Below are 22,433 nucleotides of genomic sequence, written 5' to 3'. Positions count from 1 at the left end.
CGCGCTTCAAGCAACGGATGGTGCCCCCCCATCTCCGCCGAGCAGTTCATCCACAGCGGAATAGGGATCGCGCTTCTTTTCGGCCACTTCTGCCGCCAGCTCCTCTAGCCGCGTCCGCACGTCTGCACGACTCAAAGCTTGCGCCAGCAGCTTGTCGCGTAATAGCTCCAGAATACGCCAACGCGCGATGGCCGCGCGGCGAGCGCGCCCGCTTTGTCGATCCGCTGAAAACGCCCGCCAACGTTCAATCGCTGCCGCCAATTCATCAATTCCTTTGTTCTCGGTAGCCACCGTGCGCACAATGGGCGGCGACCATCCATCGTCGCGTTGAACGAGCGAGAGCAACGCCTGCAATTCTTTCTCCGTGCGAAGCACGCCATCGCGGTCGGCCTTGTTGATGACGAAGATGTCGCCGATCTCCATGATGCCAGCTTTGATCGCCTGCACGTCGTCGCCCATGCCGGGCACGAGCACAACGCAGGTGACATCAGCCGCCTTGACGATCTCGATCTCGTCTTGGCCGACGCCGACGGTCTCGACGATGATGCGCCCGAAACCGGCCGCATCGAGAATGGTGACGGCATCCACCGTTGCGCGCGCCAATCCCCCGAGCTGTCCGCGCGTGGCCATGGATCGAATGAAGATGCCGGAATCGAGCCCCAATCGGTTCATGCGGATGCGGTCGCCGAGAATCGCGCCGCCCGAAAAAGGACTCGACGGATCAACGGCGACGATGCCGACTCGTTCGCCGCGCTCCCGATAAAGCGCAGCGAGCCGATCGACCAGCGAAGATTTTCCGGCGCCGGGCGCGCCCGTGATCCCGATGACCAATGCACGACCAGCGTGCGGAAAGAGCGCTCTCATCAGCGCGGAAGCATCTTCAGCGCCGTCTTCAACCTTGGAGATGGCGCGCGCAATGGCGCGTTCGTCCCCCGCCAGTATGCGTTCGACCGCAGTGCTCATTCGGTCAGTTCCCGCAGAAGTTGCCGTGCGATGATGATGCGCTGAATCTCCGATGTGCCTTCGCCGATGGTGAGCAGTTTGGCATCGCGCCAGCACTTCTCCGGCAGGTAGTCCTTGGTGTAACCATATCCGCCATGTATTTGAATCGCCTCTTCGCAAACGCGCACGCACATCTCGGAGGCGAACAGCTTTGCCATTGAAGCGTACTTGGTCACGGGACGCCCGAGGTCCTTCATGCGAGCGGCACGCAACGTCAACAAACGCGCCGCCTCGATGCTGGTTGCCATGTCGGCCAGTTTGAACTGGATGGCTTGAAATTCGGCGATGGGCTTGCCAAACTGCACGCGCTCTTTGGCGTACCTGATGGCCGCTTCGTACGCCCCTTGCGCGATGCCGACGGCCAACGCGGCGATCGAGATGCGCCCGCCGTCGAGCACCTGCATGGCGTTGATAAAGCCCATCCCCTCTTCACCCAGACGGTTCTCATCCGGTACGAAACAGTCTTCGAAGACGACGCTCGCCGTCTCCGATGCGCGCATTCCAAGCTTGTTCTCCTTTTTGGCGGGCGAAAAACCCGGCATCCCCTTCTCGAAGATGAAGGCCGTGATCCCCTTGCTCCCTTTGGAACGGTCGGTGGAAGCAACGGCGACGCATGTATCAGCGTGAATCGCGTGCGTGATGAAGTTCTTTGAACCATTAACGACCCAACCGCCATCGCGCCGCACGGCGGTGGTCCGCGTCCCCGAAGCGTCCGAACCAGCGCTCGGCTCGGTCAACCCCCACGCGCCGAGATGTTGACCACGCGCCAACGGAACGAGGTAGTCACGTTTCTGTTGCTCGGTCCCGAACATATAGATGTGGTTCGAGCAAAGCGAATTGTGTGCCGCCACCGACAGACCAATGGCGCCATCAACGCGCCCTAGCTCTTCGATGATGGTCGCATATTCGACGTATCCCATGCCAGCACCGCCGTACTCTTCCGGGAAGATAATCCCCATCAACCCGAGTTCGGCCAGCTTCGGGATGAGTTCCGCGGGAAAGTGTTGCGTTTCGTCCCACTCGCGCGCGTGCGGAGCGATTTCGGCTTCGGCAAACTCGCGCACGCTCATTTTGATCTGCTTCTGATCTTCGTTCAGTTCGAAATCCATGCTCGCTCCGATATAGAAGGTGTTCGGGCGCTCGACGCCCCCTTTTCGCCTTCTATTCTAGCCCAATCGCCGCCATAAATCTTCTTTATCCACACCAAAACAACGTCAATCTTCGGCGAGCGCAGCATAAGGCGGCTTTATGTGCGCCCGCGGCTGCGGCGCGAGAGCGTGCGCGAGCGCAGCGGCGCTTTGGCTGCGCGCAAGGCTTTGATCTCTTCAGCGCGTAGCAAGCGCCACTGGCCGGGAGCGAGCCGTTCATCGCGAACTGGACCGATGGCGACGCGACGAAGCTTGACGACCGAATAGCCGATTTCGTCGAACATGCGCCGGATCTGTTGATTCTTGCCCTCGCGCAGGACCACTTCATACCACGTGTTGGCGTCGGTTTCAGCTAGTTTGCGAATCTCTGCCGGAGCCGTGCGCGTCTTGTCGTCGAGTCGTAAACCGCGTCGCAGGCGTTCAATGGCCTCCTCAGGCGGTTTGCCTTTGACCTTCACTTCATAGACTTTGGCGACGGCGCGTCCGGCGGCGATGAAATTGGCCAATTCGCCATCGTTGGTCAAGATGAGCAATCCCTCGGTGTTGAAGTCGAGTCGGCCCACGGGCACGAGCCGCCCGAGCGAAGGCGGAACAAAATCGGTGACGAGCGGGCGTCCTTTGGGATCGGAGAGGCTGGTCAGTACGCCGCGCGGCTTGTTGAGCAAGACGTAGACCTTCTCGCGCCGTTGGAGCAAGGGATTGATGAGCCGCCCGCCGACCTTGATGTGGTCTCGTTCAGGGTCAGCTCTGGTGCCGAGTTCGCGCACCGTCCGACCGTTGACGCTCACCTCGCCGGCGAGGATCAATTCTTCGGCTTTGCGCCGCGAAGCGATGCCTGCCGCCGCAATCAACTTTTGCAATCGCTCTTCCATTTCCGCCCGTTCAAAGGCAAACCGATCGCCTTGCACTAAAGACTCCCCGCAAAAAACGGCGCTCTGCCAAAGTAGGACCAATTATCACTCGTGGTTATCGCCCCTGCCGATTACGGATTGTAACGCATCTGACTCGCCCGTTGCCATCTGCACGCCGTGCGCCGATGGTCGTTCTCGCCTTGATTTCGCGTCGATCTCAGCGGAACATCTCGCCTCGATCTTTCAGCAACGGCGGGGCGCTTGGTTTTGTGGCCCACCTCCTGACGTAGATCCAACCCGTGCAGCGCGCGAAAAAGCGCGCGAGCTGAAGCGAGCCGGAGATCGAAAGGCGCAACCGGTCAGGCGTTTTCCATCCGCAACCCCAGCGGGGAGCACAGCCCGTCAGAATAAGCTTTGCATCCTCGTTTGGTTAGCCGCCGTGCCTCTTGATCCAATCGGCGATGTCGGCGATCACCGTCTCGGCGACGTGACCGGGCACGTTGTACTCCGCGGGTGAACTCTTGCCGTTTCCTTCGATGAAGAGATGATTTAGATCAGGGTAGTACTTGAATTCGACATTTGGCCTTTTGGACAAAGCTTTTTCCCATCTTTGAAAATCACTCATCGTCACCTGATAATCCCGTCCGCCTTGCAAGATCAACATCGGTTGCTTCAAAGACTTCGCCGCCTCCGTTGGATCGTACCCTCGTAAATCGAGCCAGTAGGAGACGGGAGCGCCCAATATGTTTGCATCGGGGTTCGCCTCCGATGGCCTCAAACCCTTGATCTGGGCCACTTGCCTTTTGATCTCTTCCAGTTGCGCTTCCTCCTCTTTGGAGATCATTCCATCGAGCGAGAAAACATAGGTCATCTGTTCAAAGATCGCATCCTCCAGCGGTTTCGTCGCGCCAGCCAGCACGATGAATCCAGCGATGTTCGGATCAGATGCTCCGATGCGCGGGACCAACATCCCGCCTAAGCTGTGGCCGAGCACGAAGATTCGTCTCGCATCTACTCCTTCCGTCCGACGCAAAAGGGCGACGGCAGCGAGCGCATCATCAACGACCTCTTCCTTGACGGTGAAACGCTCCCTCATCGTTTTGATTTTGTCGGCGTGCTGTTTGGTTCGTTTCTCGTAACGCAAGACGGCGATCCCGCGCGACGCCAATCCCCAGGCCAGATCGCGAAACGGTTTATTCGGTCCAACCGTTTCGTCACGGTCGTGCGGCCCCGACCCATGCACCAGCACGACGGCGGGGAATGGTCCCTGCCCAGTCGGCAACGCCAAGGTGGCGGGAAGAGTCCACTCCCCTGAGCCGATCGTCACCTCTTTTTCTCGAAAAGCGTTCGGCTTCACATAGCTGGGCGGCTTGTATTCCACTGCCTCTTTGGCCGGCGCGAAGAAAAGACCGGCGATCCGTTTCGCTGAATCGAAGACGATCTGTGTCTCTACGTTCGCCCTGGCAAATTCGCAGGTGATGATCACCACATCGTAGCCGCCGCGCTTCTCCGTTCTCGTGCGAACCTGCCGCTTGAAGGCTCCTGCTTGGGCGACGATCGCGTTCCAAGTCTCCCGCAGCTTCTCCGGCGGCAGCGCCGCTTTCATCGCATCATCGAAATAGCTCTCAGCGCGAAGGAAATTCCCGCTCGCAAGCAACTCGACGACCTCTTGCGCTGTACTGACGAGATCGGATGATTCCATAGCTTTTCGTTCTTGAGAGATGACAAGCGTATGACCGATCTGACCGATCAGCAACAAAGCCAAAACGACGAGCGCGCATCTGACCATTTCATCCCAATGAAGTAGAGCCGCATAACTCCGCAAAAGTTGTGCGCCGTCTCCTCACGGCTAAAGCTTGCGGATTCCGGCACCGAAACGGCCGGTGAAAGGCGCGCGAACAAGACGCGCTTTATCTAGAGCATCGCTTCTTTCACACCTTCCTGCAGTAAAAGGCGACGCGCACGCAGTAGGAGCGCGCTTTGTCCGTACCGCAAGGTTTTCGTCTGAGGCGCGCAAGCAGAAGCACCCGTTCTTGCGCACGGTCGTGCGCTGCAAGTTTTCGCCCGAGGCTTGGTCCAAACGTCGCTACGTTTCAGTCCCTGCGGTCAAGTCCTCGAAATCCTCGATGCTCGGAAGTTCTGACAGGTCCTTTAAGCCGAACTGTAACAGAAACTCTTTCGACGTGCCGTACATCATCGGGCGGCCCACCGTCTCTTTTCGTCCTTTGGCGACGATGAGCCGCTTTTCGAGCAACGTCTTGATGGCCGAGGTCGATTGCACGCCGCGTATTTCGAGGATTTCAGGGACAGTAATCGGTTGCTTGTAGGCGATCACGGCCAGCGTCTCGAGCGCGGCCAATGACAACCGCGCGTTCGGTTGTGCGCGCAAAAAGGCGCGCACGTACTCGTGATACTCCGGGCGCGTTGCGATCTGCCACCCGCCCGCCACTTCGCGCATCATCAAGCCGCCGCCTCGTTCGTTGAACTCGCGCGCCAACGCTTCCACAGCCGTTTCCACCCAACCGCGATCTTCGCCCAGCACTTCGGCCATGGCCTTGACCGACAACGGCTCTGCTGAAACGAAGATCAAAGCCTCGATGATCGCCATCAATTCGGCCATGCTGCGTGCGCTGGATGTCGTCGGCACGGCCTCTGGACCATCGGGCGCAACCTCTGTCAGAACTTCTTCCGGTTGCACGACCTCTTCTTCCGCTCGGTGCCCGTTTGTCGGCAGCGGTTCATGCGGAAAGGGATCTTCGATTTCGTTCGTGGCTTTCTTGCGTCTGCTCATGTTTCAATCGAACGTTCAACTCTTCGGGCGATGATGTCGCCGAAAATTTCGCGCTGGATGAGCGAGATCGCCGCCGTGCGCACCAGTTCGAGCACGGCGAGAAAGGCGAGCACGAGTTCGCGCCGCGAGCGGAGCGTTTCGAAGAACTCGCGCAAGTTTAACTCGCCGCGCGCTTCGATCGCCGCGCTCATCCGTTCGATCATGTCGGTCATGCGAACCTCGTCACGCTCGATCTCAAGCAAAACCTCTTGCCGTCGACGGGCGAGGATCTGCTGAAAGACCCTGAACAGATCGAAGACCGTGGCAGCGATCTCTGGATTCTGCTCGTCGGTTTCCAGCGGTGCACGCGTGAAGATCGCCTGTTCGATGGTCGCTTTGGACCAAAGCATCTGGGCTGCCGCCTTATACTTCTGGTATTCGAGAAGACGCGCGACCAGTTCTTGCCGCGGGTCCTCTTCAAGGACCGCGCCCTGACTATCAGCCGACGGTTCGCGCGGCAAGAGCATGCGCGATTTGATCTCCAGCAGCGTCGCCGCCATAACGAGGAATTCGCCCGCTACGGCGATATCAAGCTCCTGCATCAAACGCAAGTAGCGCAGATATTCGTCCGTGATGCGCGCGATCGGGATATCGTATATGTTCACGCGCTCCTGACGAATGAGATAGAGCAACAAGTCGAGTGGCCCGGCAAATTCGCCGAGGACCAGCTTCAACTCCTCACCGCCGCGCTCGACGACGAGCGCCGGAGCGGCCCCCGCGACGTTGATCGGAGTCGCCTCTTCTTTTTCGATTGCGCTCTCCTCGCCCATCTCGCTATCGGCGCGGAATCCTTAGCCCGCCGAAGATCAACGGATTGTACCCCGATCGCGACACGACCACAACATCTAGAAGCCAGTCACGTCTTCTGGCCGGGCATCGAAACGGACATCAATGCTGTAGCGAGGGGGTGCAGTGAGGGGGATTACAGCCCCCTCGCGCTCCCCCGTTTTTCTAAAAGGCGCCCACGAGCCCCATGCGTTCTTTGACCAAACGGTAAGTCTCTCCGGCGATGCTGCGTGCGCGCTCGGCCCCTTGGGCCAAGATGCGGTTCAATTCCTCATCGCTGACGGCGCGTATGCGCTCTTGCAGCGGGCGCAAGAATTCGATGGTCACATCGGCGAGCTCGCTCTTGAGCTGCGCGTAGCCGCGCCCGCTGAAACGCTCTTCGATCTCTTGTCGCGTTCGGCCGGTAAGCAATTGGTAAATGGTCAACAAGTTATTGATCGCCGGGCGTTGTTCATCGAACTTGATCTCCATGCCCGAATCCGTCACGGCACGACGGAACTTGTTGCGCACCGTATCCGGGTCGTCGAGCAACCCGACGGCGCCCTTTTCGTCGTCGTCCGATTTAGACATCTTCTTGGTCGGATCGCTCAGCGACATGATGCGCGCCCCAACGGGCGGGATGAAAGGCTCCGGCACGCGAAACGTTTCGCCGTAGTCGCGGTTGAAGCGTTCGGCGAGATCGCGCGTCAACTCCAAGTGTTGCTTCTGGTCTTCGCCAACTGGGACGAGATCGGCTTGATAGAGTAAGATGTCGGCGGCCATCAAGACCGGGTAATCGAAGATCCCGACGCCGACGTTTTCGCGCTGCCGCCGCGCTTTCTCTTTGAACTGCGTCATGCGTTCGAGTTCCGACATGCGCGTGATGCAATTGAGCACCCAGGCCAGCTCAGCATGTTCCGGCACGTCCGATTGCACGAAGATAGTGGAAACTTTCGGATCGATGCCGACCGCCAGATAAATGCGCGCCAGCTCGCGCGTCTTGGCGGCCAGCTCCGCTGGGTCTTGCGGAAGCGTGATCGCGTGCAGATTGACGATGCAGAAGAAGCTTTCGTATTCGTGCTGCAAAGCGACCCAGTTGCGCAGCGCGCCGAGGTAGTTGCCAAGATGTATGTTGCCCGAAGGCTGCACTCCGCTGAGAATCCTCTTCTTCATAGTTCACCCCAACTAACCCATCCTTCCGCTCAAGCGTTGAGCACCGCTTCTGCGCTCCATTCGCTCGATCGCCCGAGAACGCTCTTTTGGCAGTCGCACTCAGCAGCGCGCTCCCTTCGAGCAAGGCCCGCGACGCGTGCCGCCCTTTAATTGTAACCGAGCAACAAGAGCGACCATGCGATGGGCATGACGAAACGAAAGATCACGCCGAAGACGCCCGTGAAGACGGCGACAAAAAGCAGGATGAAGCCGATTTGATCGAGCGCTCCGAGCGCTTGGCCGAACCGTTCGGGCAGCAGACTGCTCAGGATTTTGCTCCCGTCGAGCGGCGGGATCGGAAGCAGGTTGAAAATCGCCAGCGTCACGTTAAGGACGAAGAGGACGACGAGCAATTCGACCGCGCCGCGCGCGATCGCCGAATCCGTCGCCGTCGGGACGAACCATCCGCCGCCAAAAGCGATCATTCCCATCTCCAACAACAGGCGAAGCGTGATACCAGCGACAACGGCGATCAACGCATTGGCCAATATTCCAGCGATGGAGACGAAGAAATTGGCGACGCGGTAATTGGACCAGTTGGCCGGATTGATGGGCGTCGGACGCGCCCACCCGAGAAGCGGCGCGTTGGTGAAGAACGCCAGCGCCGGAAAGAGCAGCGTCCCAACCGGATCGACGTGCGATGTCGGATTGAGCGTCACGCGCCCCAAAGAGCGCGCCAGATCGTCGCCGAAGCGATTCGACATCCAGGCGTGCGCCGCTTCGTGCGCCGAGAGCGAAAAGATCAGCGCGATCATGTAAAGGATGAAAAGCCCGATGTTCAATTCGCCCATACGAGATCTTACCGTAAGATGGCGTCGCCGGTTGACGACGTTCGCTCGAATGAGTCGAGCACGCTAACACGCGCCCTTTCGCCTGTCAAAATCGCGTCCTTTGCGGGGGACGGAGCTTCACGGCGAAGAGGTTCGGATGCTCATCAGCCTCGGGATCAGTCGAGCAACAACCCGCGAATGCCGAGCGCCAAACGATAGATGGCGTCGCTCGTCGCAACGACCATTTCGCCTTCCGGACCGAAAGCGAGACCGACCACGTTCATCCCGGCAACGAACATCTCCGCTTCGTTGCCATCAGGACTGATGCGCACGACCCCGCGCCGGCCATGCAAAGAGGCCGCAACGTACAGATTACCTTCGCGATCGAAAGCGAGGCCTTGTGGCCGACCGAGTCCGCGGTAGAAGACCTCGGCTTTGCCGCGCTCATCGAGCCGCAGAACGACCTCATAACTCGATACGGTTGGACCAGTGACGTAAAGCGCATCATCTGGTCCAAAGGCCAGATGATAGGCTGCCACCGACGGTTCAAGCCGCGCCCAACTTTCCGCCGCGCCCATTTGGTCAACGCGGTAGATGGTCCCGGTTCGGTCGCCGACGTACAAAACGCCTTCGCGGTCGAAGGCCAACCCGGTCGCCACACCGAGGTCAGACGCAAACGGCATCAGTTCGCCGAAGACCGAAACGCGGTAAACCGTCCCGTCCAAGCGGCTCGTCACGTAGAGCTGACCCTCGCGATCAAAGGCCAATCCGGTTGGATTGACGATCTCGTCCGTGACGGGGAGCAGCTCGCCCGCGGCGTTGAGCCGCAGTAAAGAGTTCGCCATGCGCTGCCCGCGCGAGCCCGAGCGCGTCACGTAGAGCGAACCGTCGTCCGGATCGAAAGCGGGATTGGCCACCATGTGCAGATCGTCGGCCAACTTGTTCCCGACCAGCAAACGCGCAGCCGACGTGCGACCGCTTCTGGAGGCAAGATGGACTTCGATCTCGCCGCTGTATCCGACATCCGGCACGAGCACCAGCACGCGCCGCGGCGAGGCCGCCACTAGCCACCCCGGCGTGCCGTTGAAATGCACCACGCACGAACGAAGATCGCTCGTATCGAAACCGCTGCATTCAATCGCCACTTCTCCGCCCGGGATCGCCGCGGGCGGATCGATGCGCAAAATCTTTCCAGCTCCGCTCATGCTCTTGCCGACATGCGTCCGATCCGCTCAAACAAAGCGAAGGTTCATCATACGACGGGCGCGCAACCGATGTCCAACACGCCGTTTGCCGCTGCACGCGCGGTCGCAAACGCGCGCGCCGTGACTCGATGCCGCCATGAAAACCTAGAGCAAGCTCGAGCGGAAAGTCCAACCGAGGGCGCTAACGATTCGGGCGAAGCGGTTTCAGCGGTCCAGGGCGCACTTGGGCGAAGGTCTAACTGAAGACGGATCGAATTCGTTCGGTTGCCGATGCGGCTTTTGTGCGCCTCGGCTGGTGAGAAGACGCAGGCAGATCAGATCGGCTCGGTTTCAACTCTCTTGATGGATGCCGTAGAAGGCTCTTCCGCCCATGCGACGGGCACGCTCGAGCCGTGAAAGATCTGGCGAGAAAAAAGCGTTTGCTGCCGCCGGCAATGTGGTATAATTTCGGCTTCGGGCATAGAGCCCAACATGTCAAAGCCGTTTTCACAAAAGCACGCGCTGCCCGAGCTTTTCGGCGACCATCCACGCTCGCCATTCGACGATCGTGCACCGACGTCCGCGCCAGCTTCCCAGTCTCCGTTTCGGATCGCAGCTTCGAACGATGACGCGACGGCCACGAGCGCGCAACCACGCTCGGGCGCGACAGGATGAAAGGAGGGCGAAAGATCAGCCAGATACACGGCAACACCGCCGGTTTGAAACCCAATCAGTTGCGTCGCATCGCCAAGCTCTACGAGCGGCGGATCGCGCCGCAGCAGGTCGTCACGCCTGAATTCGCGCGTCAAATTGCCGAACTGTCGCATGAGACGCGCCGTCAAATCGGCGCGCTCGTGGACCGCAAAGGCTACATCGAATACGTCATCGTCGGAGACGCGCATCGCATCGAGTTGCCCGATTTTCGGCGCATGCGTACTGGGCCAGAGCGCTTTCGCGGGCTGCGTTGCGTGCACACGCACCTGCGCGGCGAAGCGTTGACGCAAGATGACTTAACCGACCTTGCGTTGCTTCGGCTCGATCTGATGGCGGCCATCGGCGTGGAGGCGCAAACGGGGTTGCCGACCGTGGTTCATGCAGCCCACCTTCTTCCAAGCACCGCCGATAGACTGCGTGAGGACAACGCCGAACATTTCGTCTTCCTCGAACCACGACCGCCAACTCAGATGAACGTCGATTTCCTCGCGCTCATCGCTTCGCTTGAAGAGGAGATGGCGCGCAATCGCCGCGCCGCGCGTCAGGCCGGCAGCGGCGACCGAGCGATTTTGGTCGGCGTGGCTACGGGGTCATTAGCGGAAGCCGAAGAGTCCATGACCGAGCTGCGCGAGCTGGCGGCCTCGGCCAACGTCGCCGTGCTCGATTGCATCATTCAGCGCCGCGCCGAGATCGATCCACGCACCGTGCTCGGACGCGGCAAGCTCCAAGAGCTTCTCGTGCGCGCCATGCAGCTCGGCGCCGACTTGATCGTCTTCGACCGCGAGCTGCAACCGGCCCAAGTGCGCTCGCTGTCGGAAGCGACCGACTTGAAGGTGATCGACCGCGCGCAACTCATCCTCGATATCTTCGCGCAACGCGCGCAATCGCGCGAGGGCAAGATCCAGGTCGAACTGGCTCAACTCCGCTACCGCTTGCCACGACTCGTCGTCGGGCAGGATTCGGCCTTTTCGCGTCTGGCAGGCGGCATCGGTGGACGCGGCCCCGGCGAAACGAAATTGGAGACCGACCGTCGGCGCGTGCGCGAGCGCATCAACCGACTGGAGCGCGAGATCGAACGACTGCGCGAGCAACGGCAAGAGCGCCGCAAACGACGACTGCGAAACGAACGCCCGCTCGTTTCCATCGTCGGTTACACCAACGCTGGCAAATCGACCCTGATGGGCACGTTGACGGCGAGCGACGTTCATGCCGAGCAGCGCATGTTCGCCACGCTCGATCCGACCTCTCGTCGCTTGCGACTCCCGCACGAACAAGAGGTGATCATCAACGATACAGTCGGGTTCATCCGCGACCTTCCGCCTGATCTCGTGGCAGCTTTCCGCTCCACGCTCGAAGAGATTCAGAACAGCGATCTGCTGCTTCACGTCATTGACATCGCGGATGAGCGTTGGCCGCAGCGCTTTGAATCGGTGGAGCGAATCTTGCGCGAACTCGGTTACGGCGCGATTCCGCGCCTGATCGTCTTCAACAAGATCGATCTCGCCGATCCAATAGCGCTCGATGCGGCGCGTCGGCTGGCCCAAGGGTTGGGCATCCTGCGCGAAGCCGTCTTCGTCTCGGCGCGCGATGCCGCGACGCTCGATGAACTGCTTGAACGCATTCGCGCCGCGCTCGCACGCCGCTTCGAGTTGCTCGACCAGCACGCTTTCCGAGAAGCCCCATTCTCATCCGTCCCGAGGAGCATCTGATGCGAGCGCTTCGTCGGCGATTTTCCACCTCCCTCATGAGCGATCTTCGCGAAACGGCGGCACGTTTGATCGACCGTTGGATCGTGCAACGCATCCCGCCGCGAGTTTTGAAGCCGATCGGTTTCGTCGCTTTTACGCTGGTCACCACGCTACTTCTCGGCGGAGAGTTCTTGCGAACGCGGACGGAGAACTATCGCGAAGGCGACATCATCCGCGCCACCATCATCGCGCCGGCTGATATCACCGCCCCGGATGAACGTGAGACTGAACGCCGACGCGCCGCCGCCATCGAAGCGGTGCGCCCCGTTTGGCGTTACGAACCGCAACGCGCTGCTTCGGGAGCGCAACGCTTCCGCGCCGCCTGGCAGGACTTACAACGACAGGCCACAGAACCAAAACGAAACGAGACCGACGCCGAACCGGTCTGGGCTGGCGAAGGCGGCGACCGCGTCGCACGGTCCATCATCGCACACCGTTTCGACATGGCGACGCTGGACCGCTTGGTCCGTCTGCTGCGCGAGGTCAACGACGGATACGTTTACGACGACGGCGACGCGGATAAACTTCGCCCCGAGATACGCCTCATCGACGGACGCACCGGAGCGCAAACGATCATCTCCACTGCCAGCATGCGGCTCAGACCGCTGTCGGGAGCGCGCCAAGCGTTGCGTTCGCGCATCAACTCGGCGCTCGATGGCTGGTCCAGCGAAGAACGCGAAGCGATGGTTGCTGCGCTCGTGCCGCTCCTCACCCCGACGCTCGTCTTCGACCCGCAAGCAACCGAAGTCGCGCGTCGTGAAGCGCTCGCCTCGGTGCCGCCCGCCGTCATCACGCTCAAGCGCAATCAGGTCATCGCCCGCGAAGGCGACACGGTAACCGATCGCGTGCTGGCTCAACTCGAAGCGGTGCGCACCTACGCCGCAACGCAAAGGCGCTCGCACCATTTCATCGGTCTGTTCGTGATCATCGCGGCGCTTTATCTGACGGCTTGGCGCTTCGTGCAAAAAAGGAGCGCAAGCACGAGTTTCGCGCTCTCGCCTGAACGCGCTTTCATGCTGCTCGCGCTGAGCGTCATCGTTCAGACGGTGCTCATGCGCGTCGGTTTTCTCGTCGCCGATAGTCTCGGCTCGCAGAACCTTCATCCGCCGGTGAACGATCCGACACTCTGGACCTTCTCCATCCCGTTCGCTTCCGCAGCGTTGCTGGTCGCCATACTCGTCGATACGCAACTTGCCTTCCTCACCGGACTGATCACCGCCCTCTTCGCCGGGCTGCTCGCGCCCAACGGGATGTTGATGACCTTCTACGCGCTGACCTCCTCTTCAGCGGCGATCTACGGCATTCGACGCTATCGAGAACGGCAGTCAGTGACGATCGCCGGGCTGTTCGCTGGCGCCGTCAACGCCGTAATGGCGGTGGCCGTCATGCTCGCAGCACAACAACCGCTAACGCTCAACGCTTGTCTGCTCGCTGTCGCGTGCGGCGCGGCCAGCGGATTACTGACGACCATCTTCACCTCGGGTGGCTTGCCGATCAACGAATCCCTCTTTGGCATCCTAACCGACGTTAAACTGCTGGAGCTTTCCAACGCCGACCTGCCGATCTTGAGTCAACTGGCGATGCGCGCTCCGGGCACCAACCAACATTCGCATGCCGTCAGTCAGTTGGCCGAAGATGCCTGCCGCGCCATCGGGGCCAATGCGCTGCTGGCGCGCATCGGCGCGCTCTATCATGACATCGGCAAGCTCGCGAGGCCCGAGATGTTCGTCGAGAATCAAACCTGCGAAAATCCGCACGATCGTCTGCCGCCAGCGCAGAGCGCGCGCATCCTGATTCATCACATCACCTACGGATTGCACCTCGCCAAAGAGATCGGCTTGCCGAAACAGATCGCCGACTTCATCCCGCAACATCACGGCACGCGCACGCTCCACTTCTTCCTCCGAAAAGCGCAAGCGGAAGCCGCGCCGGGCGAAACGGTGGATGAAGCGCTCTTTCGCTATCCCGGACCCAAACCGCAATCGAAAGAGGCTGCCGTGATGATGCTCGCCGATTCATGCGAAGCAGCGGTCAGATCCCTGGCCCACCCGGACCCAGAAAACATCCGCGTCATCGTCGGTCGAATCTTCGACGCCGTGGTCAGCGATGGCCAACTCGATGAATGCGACCTGAGCCTGCGCGAATTGAACAAGATCAAAGAGGCGATAACTCACTCGTTGATTGCCATCTACCACCCACGGGTTGATTACCCTGACTTCAATGCGCCCGCCGAAGCCTTGTCGCGCGCTTCGCTTGATGCGGGGCGCGCCACGGTTTACGAAAAACCGTCGCAAGTTCCGATCAGCAAGGGAGGCGAAGTCGAAGACGAAGCCGTCCCACGCTCGCTCTTTTGAGCGCGACGAGACCGCCCCACGCGCTTTCCGAAAAGCCCGCTGCGAGCAGCCCGCGCCTGTTCTTCCAAATCACCTGTGCCACGGGAGCAAGACGGAAGATTGACGTGCCAAGCCACGCCCACAACTTCTATGCCGCTCTTGATAAAGCTCGCAACACGCTCTCTTCACCGCGTCACTTCGGGGCGCTCAATCGTCTTTGCCGAATTCGACTTCGATGGGCCACTGCGCGCTCGGTTCGCGGCGCGGGTTCGAGATGTTCAACCCATATGGCAGATCGGCGGTCGGCTCCACCACGAACCGCACGGCAAGCGGGCGCCCCAAAGAGGCGCGGGCAAGGACCAACCACGAGCGCACGCGCCATTCATAGACGACCTCACGCCCATCTGCGGGCACGAACGCCACGCCGCATGTCGTGCCATCAATCTGCAGCTCGACCCGCGAGCCGCCGATGCGCCCACGCGCATCAGCCGGCACAACCGGTTGCAAGCGAGCACGCACTCTCACTTCAAATATGCGCTGCCAACGGTCGCGCGGCGGAACGACGTATTCGAAGAATCCGGCGCCAGCGCCCCACACATATCCTGCTCCGCTGCCGAGCTTTTCGAACTGCCCTCGTGCAGCTTGTTCGGGCTGAAAACGATAGAGGTCCGCGCGATCTGGCGATGCGTGCGGCAACGCGGCTTCGTCATCGGCGCGACGCGCAAAGGCGAACTGCACCGGCGCAAGATGGCGCGCCGCATCGAAGAGTTCGGCAGGCGGGTCGGCCCGCTGGGCCATGAGTTGCGCCCCGCGCCCCATTTCGTCGCGCACATCTCGATCATCCGGCGTGATGCTGTAGTCGCGACCTGCATCTGGCGTCAAAATCCAAAGCATGGCGCCCGCCACACCGAGCCGTGCGGCGCTGTTGAAGTAAGCGCGCAACCAATCTCGTCGCGAACCTTTGTTCAATCCGCCGCGCGGTATGCCGAACTCGCCCATCACGAGCGGTTTGCCGACGGTCAAGGCCGCAGCCATGCGGTTTTCGAGAAACGGAAGCAGCTCTTCCGGAGCGTTCACGAAGCTGTCTTCATCGTCGCGCGGGTAGTGGTGCACGTCGCAGAAATCGATGTTGGGGATCCGGTGTTCTGCGATCCACTCGCGCCTCTCCCAAGATGTACGGTATCCCCACGTTCCTGGAGTCACGAGATGAAATGGATCGAGCGATTTGATGTACGCGCTCATGTCGGCGACCCATGCCCGCCGCTCGGCCCAACGTCCGGTGGACGCCTGCGCTTCGTTGATCAATTCGTAGCCGAAAATGGTTGGATCGTCGCGGTAGAGGATGCCGGTGATCGTGTTGCGCCGAAGCACGATGCGCGCGACGTGTTCACGGTAAAGGCGGCGCGCCGTCGGGTCGGAATAAAAGGCCATGGCCCGCTCCACGTCAATGCCGTAAGGCGCGCGCTCATCGACAGCATCGATGCCGGCCCAACGCAGGTATTCGGTCACGCCTCCGGTATCGCGCCACCAGTTCGTCAAGCAGAGTTGCACGCGCAAACCCAGGTGCCCGGCTTCGGCGATCACGCGATCGAGATGGACGAACGCCTCTTCGTTCCACTGCTCAGGCGAGCGGCGAAACGTAAGCGGCTCGTCGTCGGCGCTCGATCTGATGCCGCTTCCATCGCCTTCGCCAAAAGCCCAGACGCGCACCACACGCGCCCCGCTCTCTGCCGCCGCGCGGAGCGTCTCGCTCATGTGCTCGCGCTCGCTTCTGCCGTAGATGACGGCGACGTTGGCTCCGACGAAGCGAAAAGGCTGTCCGTCGAGCACGAACTCCGTGCCCCGTACAGCGACGAATCCGGCGCGCGGCGATGGCGAACGCGACGCGCGAAAAAACGCGATGGCCGCACCCGCCAAGATCAGCAGCATGACCACCAGCGCGCCAACGCTCCGTCCTGCTTTAGACATCGCTCGAACGGACGAAACCGATGATGGCGAAAATGGCGCCGAGAACGACGAAGATGTTGAAGAAAGCGCCGACGCTGAGCGTCAAGTTGGCATCGTTGCGCACTGCGCCGACGGCCAGCAACAACAGATGCAAGTGGAACAGGATCATGCAAACCGCGCTCAAGGCGAACCAACGAAACGAAGCGTGCACGCGCCGCGCGCGCGAGAAGCCCAGAAAAGCGGCGATCGCCCAAGCCACGATGCCGCCGACCAACAGGGTGATCAACACCGGAGCGAAAAAGGAAGGGACCGTGTAGACTTCAGACTGCTGCCACAAAAACAGAGCCAAAGACATTCGTTCCTCTCCACCGCAAGATGAAACCACAACGCCCGGCTATGGTATAACTTGACCAGCCGGGCGCAAAGCTCGAACGAGACAACAACAGGATGGCGAGATAAGCCCCGCTCTCGCCGCTCGGTGCCGAGCGATCTCTCTGGTTCCATCCAGACTCTTCGGCGCGTCGGCGTGGTGCGCCTATTGCGTGATGTGTATCTCTTCCTCTTTGTTAACGTGGCGCAAGAAGTACGCCAACGCGCAAATGCACGTCACGGCGATGGCGCCTATCGCCATCCATAGGTGATTGGTCCCGCCCTGCCAATCGACTTGCCCCGTCTCCGGATTGCGATAGGTGGCGAAAAGGTAGAACTGCCAGATGCCAACCGCCAGCATGATCAACCCTACGACCCAGCAGAGGATGTCTATGGTTTTGCTGCTCATATGGACCTCCGGCGTTCGTCTCGATGATCAAGATGAATCGCATGATGACGCGCGTCGCATGGAACGCTCACAAGCCGTGTCGGGGGCGTCGGTTGACCTTTAACGCAGGTACATGTTAACTCCGCTCGGGGCGGGAAGCAAGGGCTTTTTCATGCGACGTTGGGCGATGGTCTCCGCAATCGCCTACACTGGCGGTTTGTTTCGCCGAGCGGGTGAATCGAGCGCTCAAAGGGGCGCGGCGAGCCGAATTCAAAGCGCGAAGAGCGAGCCGTCGGCGTGCGCCTTCGGCGAAAAAGTTCAGTCCGATCACAAAAGAAGCCGCCGCAAGTCGCCTTCGCGTCGCGTAACTGCCTGCCGGTCCAAGTATTCAAGCAAGGGGATGGCGTACTTGCGCGAAACGCCGACAAGCTCCTTGAATGCTGGCACGCTGATCGTCGCTCCGTGATGTCGTTTGTAGGTCTGTAGGCTCGTGAGCAGATCGCGCGCGGCATCGCGGTGAATGATCAATCCCTGGTTCAACTGCACCAAGGTGCCAGCGTCGAGAAGAAGTTTGATCAAGCGACGTGCTCTCTGCTCATGGGCGCGTCCGACGACGCGCGCGCGCGCCAGAGCCTCATCCGCCGTCAGCGCCTCCAATCCCGCACGGCGAAAGATCGCTTCGAATGCATCTCTGAGTGCGGCCTCTTCTGCGGAAAGCTCTATGCGGTGCGTCGCCGCGCGGACCAGTTCTTTTTCTCCGACGAGGCGTCCAAGCCGCTCGGCCTCGGCGAGCGCGGCGCGAAAGATTTCAGATGGGGCGCGGGCCATGACCTTTTCGCGCAACTCTTCGCGCGCAAGACCGCGCGCCAGCGGCTCGCGCAGATGAAAATCCTCGACTACCGACGTCAGCCGTTCAACGAGGGAATTCAATTGCCGACGCGAGATGAACAGGTCTTCGGCAAGAACTACGGCATGGCGCGTGCGGTCCTGATCCAAAATTTCCGTCAAGAAGTCATCGGTCCAGCCCGTGCGCGCCAGCACGTCGGTTCGGCTAATGCCGCGTTCGCCCGCAGCCTCCACCATCGAGAGGAAACGTTCCGTTCCGTCCGCCTCGATCCAGTGCTGCAGGCGCTCGCGCGCTGTGGCCTTTTCGCGTCCGCGGTGTTTCGGCGGATGCGCGTCGATGACGAAACCGCCGGCAATGGTGCGCGCGGGTGCGACGGATCGAACGATGAAACGGTCTTCGGGCAACGCGACCACCGGTTCAGCGAGCAGAAACTGCGCGAAGCCGCCAGCACGAGGTTCGATCCTTCCCGTCGGCTCAAGCACGCGCACGCGCGCCGAGGTCTCGGCGGCGCCGATGTGCACATGCACGTTTGCGCGCGTCACCAGCGGTCCCCCACCTTCAAGCACTTCGATCCAAGCATCGAATGCGCGCGTTGCGCGCAAACGTCCAGCGGGGACGAGCGTCATGCCGCGCCGCAGGCTCGCCGCCTCGACGCCGCTCAAGTTAACGGCCGTCCGCCATCCCGCTTCCGCCTGTTCGACGCGCCGCCCGTGCACTTGTAGTCCGCGCACGCGGACGCGCGTTGCAGCGGGAAGCAGTTCGACCTCATCCGCCACACGCAACGACCCGGCGATCAACGTGCCCGTCACGACCGTGCCGAAACCATGCACGGTGAAGACGCGATCGATGGGCAAGCGCATCACCAAGTGCGACCGTCGCGACTCGAGCTTCAACGCAATGCGACGCAGTTCATTCTTGAGTTGGACCAGCCCCTCGCCTGTCAGCGCGCTCGCCGCGATGATCGGTGCCCCGTCAAGGAAGGAGCCGCGTACCAGATCCTCGACCTCTTCGCGCACGAGCGCTAACAGGTCATCTTCAACTAAGTCGCTCTTGCTGATGACGACGAGACCGCTTTTGATGCCGAGCAGCCGACAGATATCGAAATGTTCGCGCGTCTGCGGCATAACGCCCTCATCCGCGGCGACGACCAACATGACCAGATCGATGCCGTGCGCACCGGCGAGCATGTTGCGCACGAAACGTTCGTGCCCCGGCACATCCACGAAACCCAGATGCACGTCTCCCAGATCGAGTTCAGCGAAGCCCAGATCGATGGTGATGCCCCGCTTCTTCTCCTCCGGGAGGCGATCCGTGTCCGTGCCCGTCAGCGCGCGCACGAGCGCCGTTTTACCATGATCTATGTGGCCGGCTGTGCCGACGATGACCGCTCGCATTGGGTCTCCTTCCACCACCTCGCCGTTTCTGAACAGGGGGCACATGCTTTCAACGAAGCGCTAACACCGCAATCTATTTGACGATCTCGAAATCGGTCCACTGTGTGGCGATGCGCTGCTTGTCGAGCAGATCGGTGACGATGATCTGCAAAACGTATTCGCCCGGCGCAATCTCCTTGCTCAATCGAAGTCGGCCTGCGGCTTGCAACGCCCGCATGTTGGTGTTCGGGCCTAGTTCGAAGTCGTTAAGCTTGCCGACGAACAGGGGCTGTCCATCGCGATACAGACGCACTTGTGTCCGCAGTTGCGGGCGTCCGGTCTTCCCGTCAAGCTTCGGATTGTAGATGATGAAACCGTAGTCCACCAGTGCGCCGGGGGGAAAACGTCGCACGGCTGGTCCGATGGTGGCCACCGTAGCTTCGCCCTCGCTCTTTTGCTCGCCTTCTTTCGGCAGACTCCCGGCGAGAATGATGCCTGAGAGCGCCAGACGCCTCTGCTTCAGGTCGGGGACCTCGATGAAACGATTGGCTGAGCCGATCCGTTCGGAGGCCGCATCGCGCACGGCGACGCGCAGTTGATATGCGCCCGGCTTCTTGACAGGGACGTTCATCGTGTAGATCAAACCGTTCTTTCTCAATGTTTCGAGCAGCTCACCGCGCGCGCGCATGGTGTAGGTCCGGTTCGTCTCGCTGACGGGCTTGCCATCAGCATCGAACGTGATTGCCCATATGTCCATCACGGACTTGGACCAGCCATCGGCTTCCAGCTTCCACGTCAATTCGCCCCCGTTGATCAGCAGCAGCGACCGCATCACGGGACCGAACTTCGGATCGGCGAGGAAGATCGAAGTCAAACGTAGATCAACCCCTCCGGAAGCGAAGGGAGAAGTGAGCGCAGCCATCAACTGTTCGCTGCGCGTGCGGCGCACGGGGCGCGCCTCTTCATCGGTGACGCCGTAGAAGCCCGTGCGCGACCGAACTCGCAATCCAGTCCGTCGCACCTTGACGACGATTCGATGGTAGCGGCGCCGCCCTGCTTGGTCGAAGGTTGATTCGTCGGGGCGGTAACCGAGCAGGTAGTAACCGCGCTGATCTTCCAGCACGCGGTGAATCCCCTTGGCGATGTCGTTCGTGTTGCGGATGAAGAGGCCGCCCGTTTGTTGCGCCAAGTAGTTCAATCCGTTCTGCGACTCAAAGTATGAGAGGCGACGATCGCTCAAACTCCGTTCGATCTCCTCTGGCCCCATCCCGCCCACCTCATCCGCTGCCGTCAGACCGAGCGTCGGCAGGCCGCGCGCATCAACCGTGTAGATGACGACCGATGCGCGGTTGGCGAGATCGATCAATCGGCGCAAAGCGTCGAGCACGCGCGTGCTCTCGCCCGAGCGGTTGAAAATCGGTACGCCATCGGAGACGAGCACCACCGCTTTTCGCCCTGGCAATTCGCGCAGCCCCCGAATGACGAAATTCAACGCGCCGAGCGTGCCGACAGTGAAGATCTCTTCGCGAAACTCGTCAAGTGCTTGTTCGCTGCTCGGACGAGCAAGACTGCTCTCCGTCGCCGCCCCATTCGTTTGCGCGCTCCTCGCATCGTCGGATGGATTGTTCGGTCCGTTTCTCAAGAGGTCGCGACGAATGGGCGCGAAGGCGCTGATGCCGCCTCTTCCGAGCGGATACCAGCGTATGCGCTCAATGGCCGCATAGAGCTGCCTTTTGTCAGTCGTAAACTGCTGAAGCGCGCCGACGCCGGCGCTGGTGCGGACGATGGCGACGAGATCTTCCGGGCCGACCGCATCGCGCACGAACTTTCTCAAACCATCGCGCACAAAGGCCGTGCTCTCGAACGACAAGCTGAGATCATCGACCACCACCGCGATGATGCGCCGTGCGCGTCCCGGTTCCACTCGTCGCGGCGGCATTGGGATCACCGGGTTCGCCTCGCGCCGCATCGGCGTTGGGTCGGTGGCGCGCGAACCGAAATCGATGTAGGCGAAGTTGGTGATCTTTTGCGGTCGGCCATCTTCGAGCAACTCGAAATCTTCCGCTGTGAGATCCGTCACCGGTTGCCCATTCTTATCGGTGACGACCGCATCAACCTGCACCAAGTTCGTCGTGACCCGAACCACCGCATCTTCTTCCGCGGGCATCTGCGTCGCTTGACCGCTTGCTGAAGGAGCGGGTTGCTGTCCTGAAGCCGACAGCAACACAGCACATAGAACCGTGATCAGGATGAGAAAACGTCCGCTCATCTTCTGCTCCGAAGCCGAAATCTTTTGCGACGGACTAGCTTTTTTCCGCCAAATGTGCCATGCTTCGCCAAATTAAACATAGTTGGGAGAGATTATGCCAGAACAAGCGAAAAATGGTGATACCGTTCGCGTCCACTACACGGGGCGGCTGGAGAGCGGCGAGATCTTCGATTCTTCCGAGGGCGGCGAGCCGCTTGAATTCGAGTTGGGGGCTGGTCAAGTGATCGCCGGATTCGACGAAGGCGTGCGAGGAATGCAGGTCGGCGAGACGCGCACCATCGAGATCCCAGCCGAAGAGGCTTACGGCGAACGGGTCGAAGCGCTAGTGCAAACCATCCCGCGTCAAGGGATCAACCTTGAGACGGAGCCGGAGGTCGGCATGAACCTCGTGCTGCAACTTCCCGACGGCAGCCAAATCCCGGTCGCCGTCACGGACGTCACGGAAAGTTACATTACGCTCGATGCCAACCATCCACTCGCCGGGCAGAAGCTTATTTTCGATGTGGAACTCGTAGAAGTGAAGCGCTCCGCATAAAGCTGTTCCAAAACCTCATCCCGGACGAAACCTTCTCGGCCCATCTACATGGTCGAGAAGGCTTCGTCGTCTCATCAAATCGCCCGACATGAGCGAAGGATCTTTCGCTTGCGCTCGGTCGGTTCTTCGGAAGTGAGAAGATAGGCAT

General features: G+C 60.7%; 17 protein-coding genes. 3 read left to right on the top strand and 14 right to left on the bottom strand.

Translation table 11 applies throughout. The features are described 5' to 3' along the window. Positions 1-6: 6 nt before the first annotated feature. From meaB to C4334_RS03980, 9 genes are all read right to left on the bottom strand, one after another. Entirely contained in the window at positions 7-963 is a 957-nt protein-coding gene (gene meaB / locus C4334_RS04020; protein WP_352430800.1) for a methylmalonyl Co-A mutase-associated GTPase MeaB, read from the bottom strand. Beyond that, positions 960-2,111, bottom strand: coding sequence for an acyl-CoA dehydrogenase (locus C4334_RS04015; RefSeq protein ID WP_352430799.1), 1,152 nt, complete (start codon positions 2,109-2,111; stop codon positions 960-962). Before C4334_RS04015 ends, meaB begins: the two co-directional genes overlap by 4 nt. Before the next feature lie 137 nt (positions 2,112-2,248). Continuing rightward, positions 2,249-3,022: a pseudouridine synthase gene (locus C4334_RS04010; protein ID WP_352430798.1), complete on the bottom strand. Its 774-nt coding sequence runs from the start codon at positions 3,020-3,022 to the stop codon at positions 2,249-2,251. 409 nt (positions 3,023-3,431) lie between these two features. Then, the gene (locus C4334_RS04005; RefSeq protein WP_352430797.1) at positions 3,432-4,790 is read right to left on the bottom strand and encodes an alpha/beta hydrolase; all 1,359 of its coding nucleotides are present in this window, start codon (positions 4,788-4,790) and stop codon (positions 3,432-3,434) included. Positions 4,791-5,087: 297 nt separating this feature from the next. Then, complete coding sequence (gene scpB, locus C4334_RS04000) at positions 5,088-5,792, bottom strand: SMC-Scp complex subunit ScpB (RefSeq protein WP_352430796.1); 705 nt, start codon at positions 5,790-5,792, stop codon at positions 5,088-5,090. Then, positions 5,789-6,601 (bottom strand): segregation and condensation protein A, encoded by an 813-nt coding sequence (locus C4334_RS03995; RefSeq protein ID WP_352430795.1) that lies wholly within the window; start codon positions 6,599-6,601, stop codon positions 5,789-5,791. Before C4334_RS03995 ends, scpB begins: the two co-directional genes overlap by 4 nt. A 181-nt stretch (positions 6,602-6,782) precedes the next feature. Next, positions 6,783-7,769 (bottom strand): tryptophan--tRNA ligase, encoded by a 987-nt coding sequence (gene trpS, locus C4334_RS03990; protein WP_352430794.1) that lies wholly within the window; start codon positions 7,767-7,769, stop codon positions 6,783-6,785. 146 nt (positions 7,770-7,915) lie between these two features. Then, a complete protein-coding gene (locus C4334_RS03985; RefSeq protein ID WP_352430793.1) occupies positions 7,916-8,599 on the bottom strand; it encodes a site-2 protease family protein in 684 nt (227 codons plus the stop codon). Between the two features lie 155 nt (positions 8,600-8,754). Continuing rightward, positions 8,755-9,783: an SMP-30/gluconolactonase/LRE family protein gene (locus C4334_RS03980; RefSeq protein WP_352430792.1), complete on the bottom strand. Its 1,029-nt coding sequence runs from the start codon at positions 9,781-9,783 to the stop codon at positions 8,755-8,757. A gap of 650 nt (positions 9,784-10,433) precedes the next feature. Between C4334_RS03980 and hflX the strand changes: the two genes are divergently transcribed. Further along, complete coding sequence (hflX, locus tag C4334_RS03975) at positions 10,434-12,185, top strand: GTPase HflX (RefSeq protein WP_352430791.1); 1,752 nt, start codon at positions 10,434-10,436, stop codon at positions 12,183-12,185. Between the two features lie 35 nt (positions 12,186-12,220). Continuing rightward, on the top strand, positions 12,221-14,578 hold the full coding sequence (locus C4334_RS03970; protein WP_352430790.1) for an HD family phosphohydrolase: 2,358 nt from the start codon (positions 12,221-12,223) through the stop codon (positions 14,576-14,578). A 186-nt stretch (positions 14,579-14,764) separates the two neighbouring features. On the opposite strand, the gene C4334_RS03965 is transcribed toward C4334_RS03970, so the two are convergent. The 5 genes from C4334_RS03965 to C4334_RS03945 all read right to left on the bottom strand — a co-directional run bounded on the left by C4334_RS03965 (position 14,765) and on the right by C4334_RS03945 (position 21,750). Further along, a complete protein-coding gene (locus C4334_RS03965) occupies positions 14,765-16,525 on the bottom strand; it encodes a glycoside hydrolase 5 family protein (protein ID WP_352430789.1) in 1,761 nt (586 codons plus the stop codon). Further along, positions 16,518-16,859 carry a hypothetical protein gene (locus C4334_RS03960; RefSeq protein WP_352430788.1) on the bottom strand — a complete coding sequence of 114 codons (342 nt, stop codon included), beginning with the start codon at positions 16,857-16,859 and terminating at the stop codon, positions 16,518-16,520. The genes C4334_RS03965 and C4334_RS03960 overlap by 8 nt, the downstream gene beginning before the upstream one ends. A gap of 180 nt (positions 16,860-17,039) precedes the next feature. Beyond that, entirely contained in the window at positions 17,040-17,282 is a 243-nt protein-coding gene (locus C4334_RS03955; protein WP_352430787.1) for a hypothetical protein, read from the bottom strand. Positions 17,283-17,588: 306 nt separating this feature from the next. Next, positions 17,589-19,502 carry a selenocysteine-specific translation elongation factor gene (gene selB, locus C4334_RS03950; RefSeq protein WP_352430786.1) on the bottom strand — a complete coding sequence of 638 codons (1,914 nt, stop codon included), beginning with the start codon at positions 19,500-19,502 and terminating at the stop codon, positions 17,589-17,591. A gap of 73 nt (positions 19,503-19,575) precedes the next feature. Continuing rightward, positions 19,576-21,750 carry a VWA domain-containing protein gene (locus C4334_RS03945; protein ID WP_352430785.1) on the bottom strand — a complete coding sequence of 725 codons (2,175 nt, stop codon included), beginning with the start codon at positions 21,748-21,750 and terminating at the stop codon, positions 19,576-19,578. 94 nt (positions 21,751-21,844) lie between these two features. Here C4334_RS03945 and C4334_RS03940 point away from each other — a divergent pair, with 94 nt between their 5' ends. Next, entirely contained in the window at positions 21,845-22,285 is a 441-nt protein-coding gene (locus tag C4334_RS03940; protein WP_352430784.1) for an FKBP-type peptidyl-prolyl cis-trans isomerase, read from the top strand. Positions 22,286-22,433 lie beyond the last annotated feature (148 nt).

It is taken from the genome of Pyrinomonas sp., assembly GCF_040289685.1.
Classification (GTDB): Bacteria; Acidobacteriota; Blastocatellia; order Pyrinomonadales; family Pyrinomonadaceae; genus Pyrinomonas.
Note: the sequence above shows the minus strand (reverse complement) of the source record. Positions and strands in the feature narration are given on the sequence as shown.

Bases quoted from the DNA above. Each gene is read 5' to 3' on its own strand.
- C4334_RS04005 (WP_352430797.1), bottom strand. From the start codon at position 4,790: ATGGTCAGATGCGCGCTCGTCGTTTTGGCTTTGTTGCTGATCGGTCAG.
- C4334_RS03945 (WP_352430785.1), bottom strand. From the start codon at position 21,750: ATGAGCGGACGTTTTCTCATCCTGATCACGGTTCTATGTGCTGTGTTG.
- C4334_RS03970 (WP_352430790.1), top strand. From the start codon at position 12,221: ATGAGCGATCTTCGCGAAACGGCGGCACGTTTGATCGACCGTTGGATC.
- meaB (WP_352430800.1), bottom strand. From the start codon at position 963: ATGAGCACTGCGGTCGAACGCATACTGGCGGGGGACGAACGCGCCATT.
- trpS (WP_352430794.1), bottom strand. From the start codon at position 7,769: ATGAAGAAGAGGATTCTCAGCGGAGTGCAGCCTTCGGGCAACATACAT.
- C4334_RS03980 (WP_352430792.1), bottom strand. From the start codon at position 9,783: ATGAGCGGAGCTGGAAAGATTTTGCGCATCGATCCGCCCGCGGCGATC.
- C4334_RS04015 (WP_352430799.1), bottom strand. From the start codon at position 2,111: ATGGATTTCGAACTGAACGAAGATCAGAAGCAGATCAAAATGAGCGTG.
- hflX (WP_352430791.1), top strand. From the start codon at position 10,434: ATGAAAGGAGGGCGAAAGATCAGCCAGATACACGGCAACACCGCCGGT.
- C4334_RS04010 (WP_352430798.1), bottom strand. From the start codon at position 3,022: ATGGAAGAGCGATTGCAAAAGTTGATTGCGGCGGCAGGCATCGCTTCG.
- C4334_RS03995 (WP_352430795.1), bottom strand. From the start codon at position 6,601: ATGGGCGAGGAGAGCGCAATCGAAAAAGAAGAGGCGACTCCGATCAAC.
- scpB (WP_352430796.1), bottom strand. From the start codon at position 5,792: ATGAGCAGACGCAAGAAAGCCACGAACGAAATCGAAGATCCCTTTCCG.
- selB (WP_352430786.1), bottom strand. From the start codon at position 19,502: ATGCGAGCGGTCATCGTCGGCACAGCCGGCCACATAGATCATGGTAAA.
- C4334_RS03965 (WP_352430789.1), bottom strand. From the start codon at position 16,525: ATGTCTAAAGCAGGACGGAGCGTTGGCGCGCTGGTGGTCATGCTGCTG.
- C4334_RS03955 (WP_352430787.1), bottom strand. From the start codon at position 17,282: ATGAGCAGCAAAACCATAGACATCCTCTGCTGGGTCGTAGGGTTGATC.
- C4334_RS03940 (WP_352430784.1), top strand. From the start codon at position 21,845: ATGCCAGAACAAGCGAAAAATGGTGATACCGTTCGCGTCCACTACACG.
- C4334_RS03960 (WP_352430788.1), bottom strand. From the start codon at position 16,859: ATGTCTTTGGCTCTGTTTTTGTGGCAGCAGTCTGAAGTCTACACGGTC.
- C4334_RS03985 (WP_352430793.1), bottom strand. From the start codon at position 8,599: ATGGGCGAATTGAACATCGGGCTTTTCATCCTTTACATGATCGCGCTG.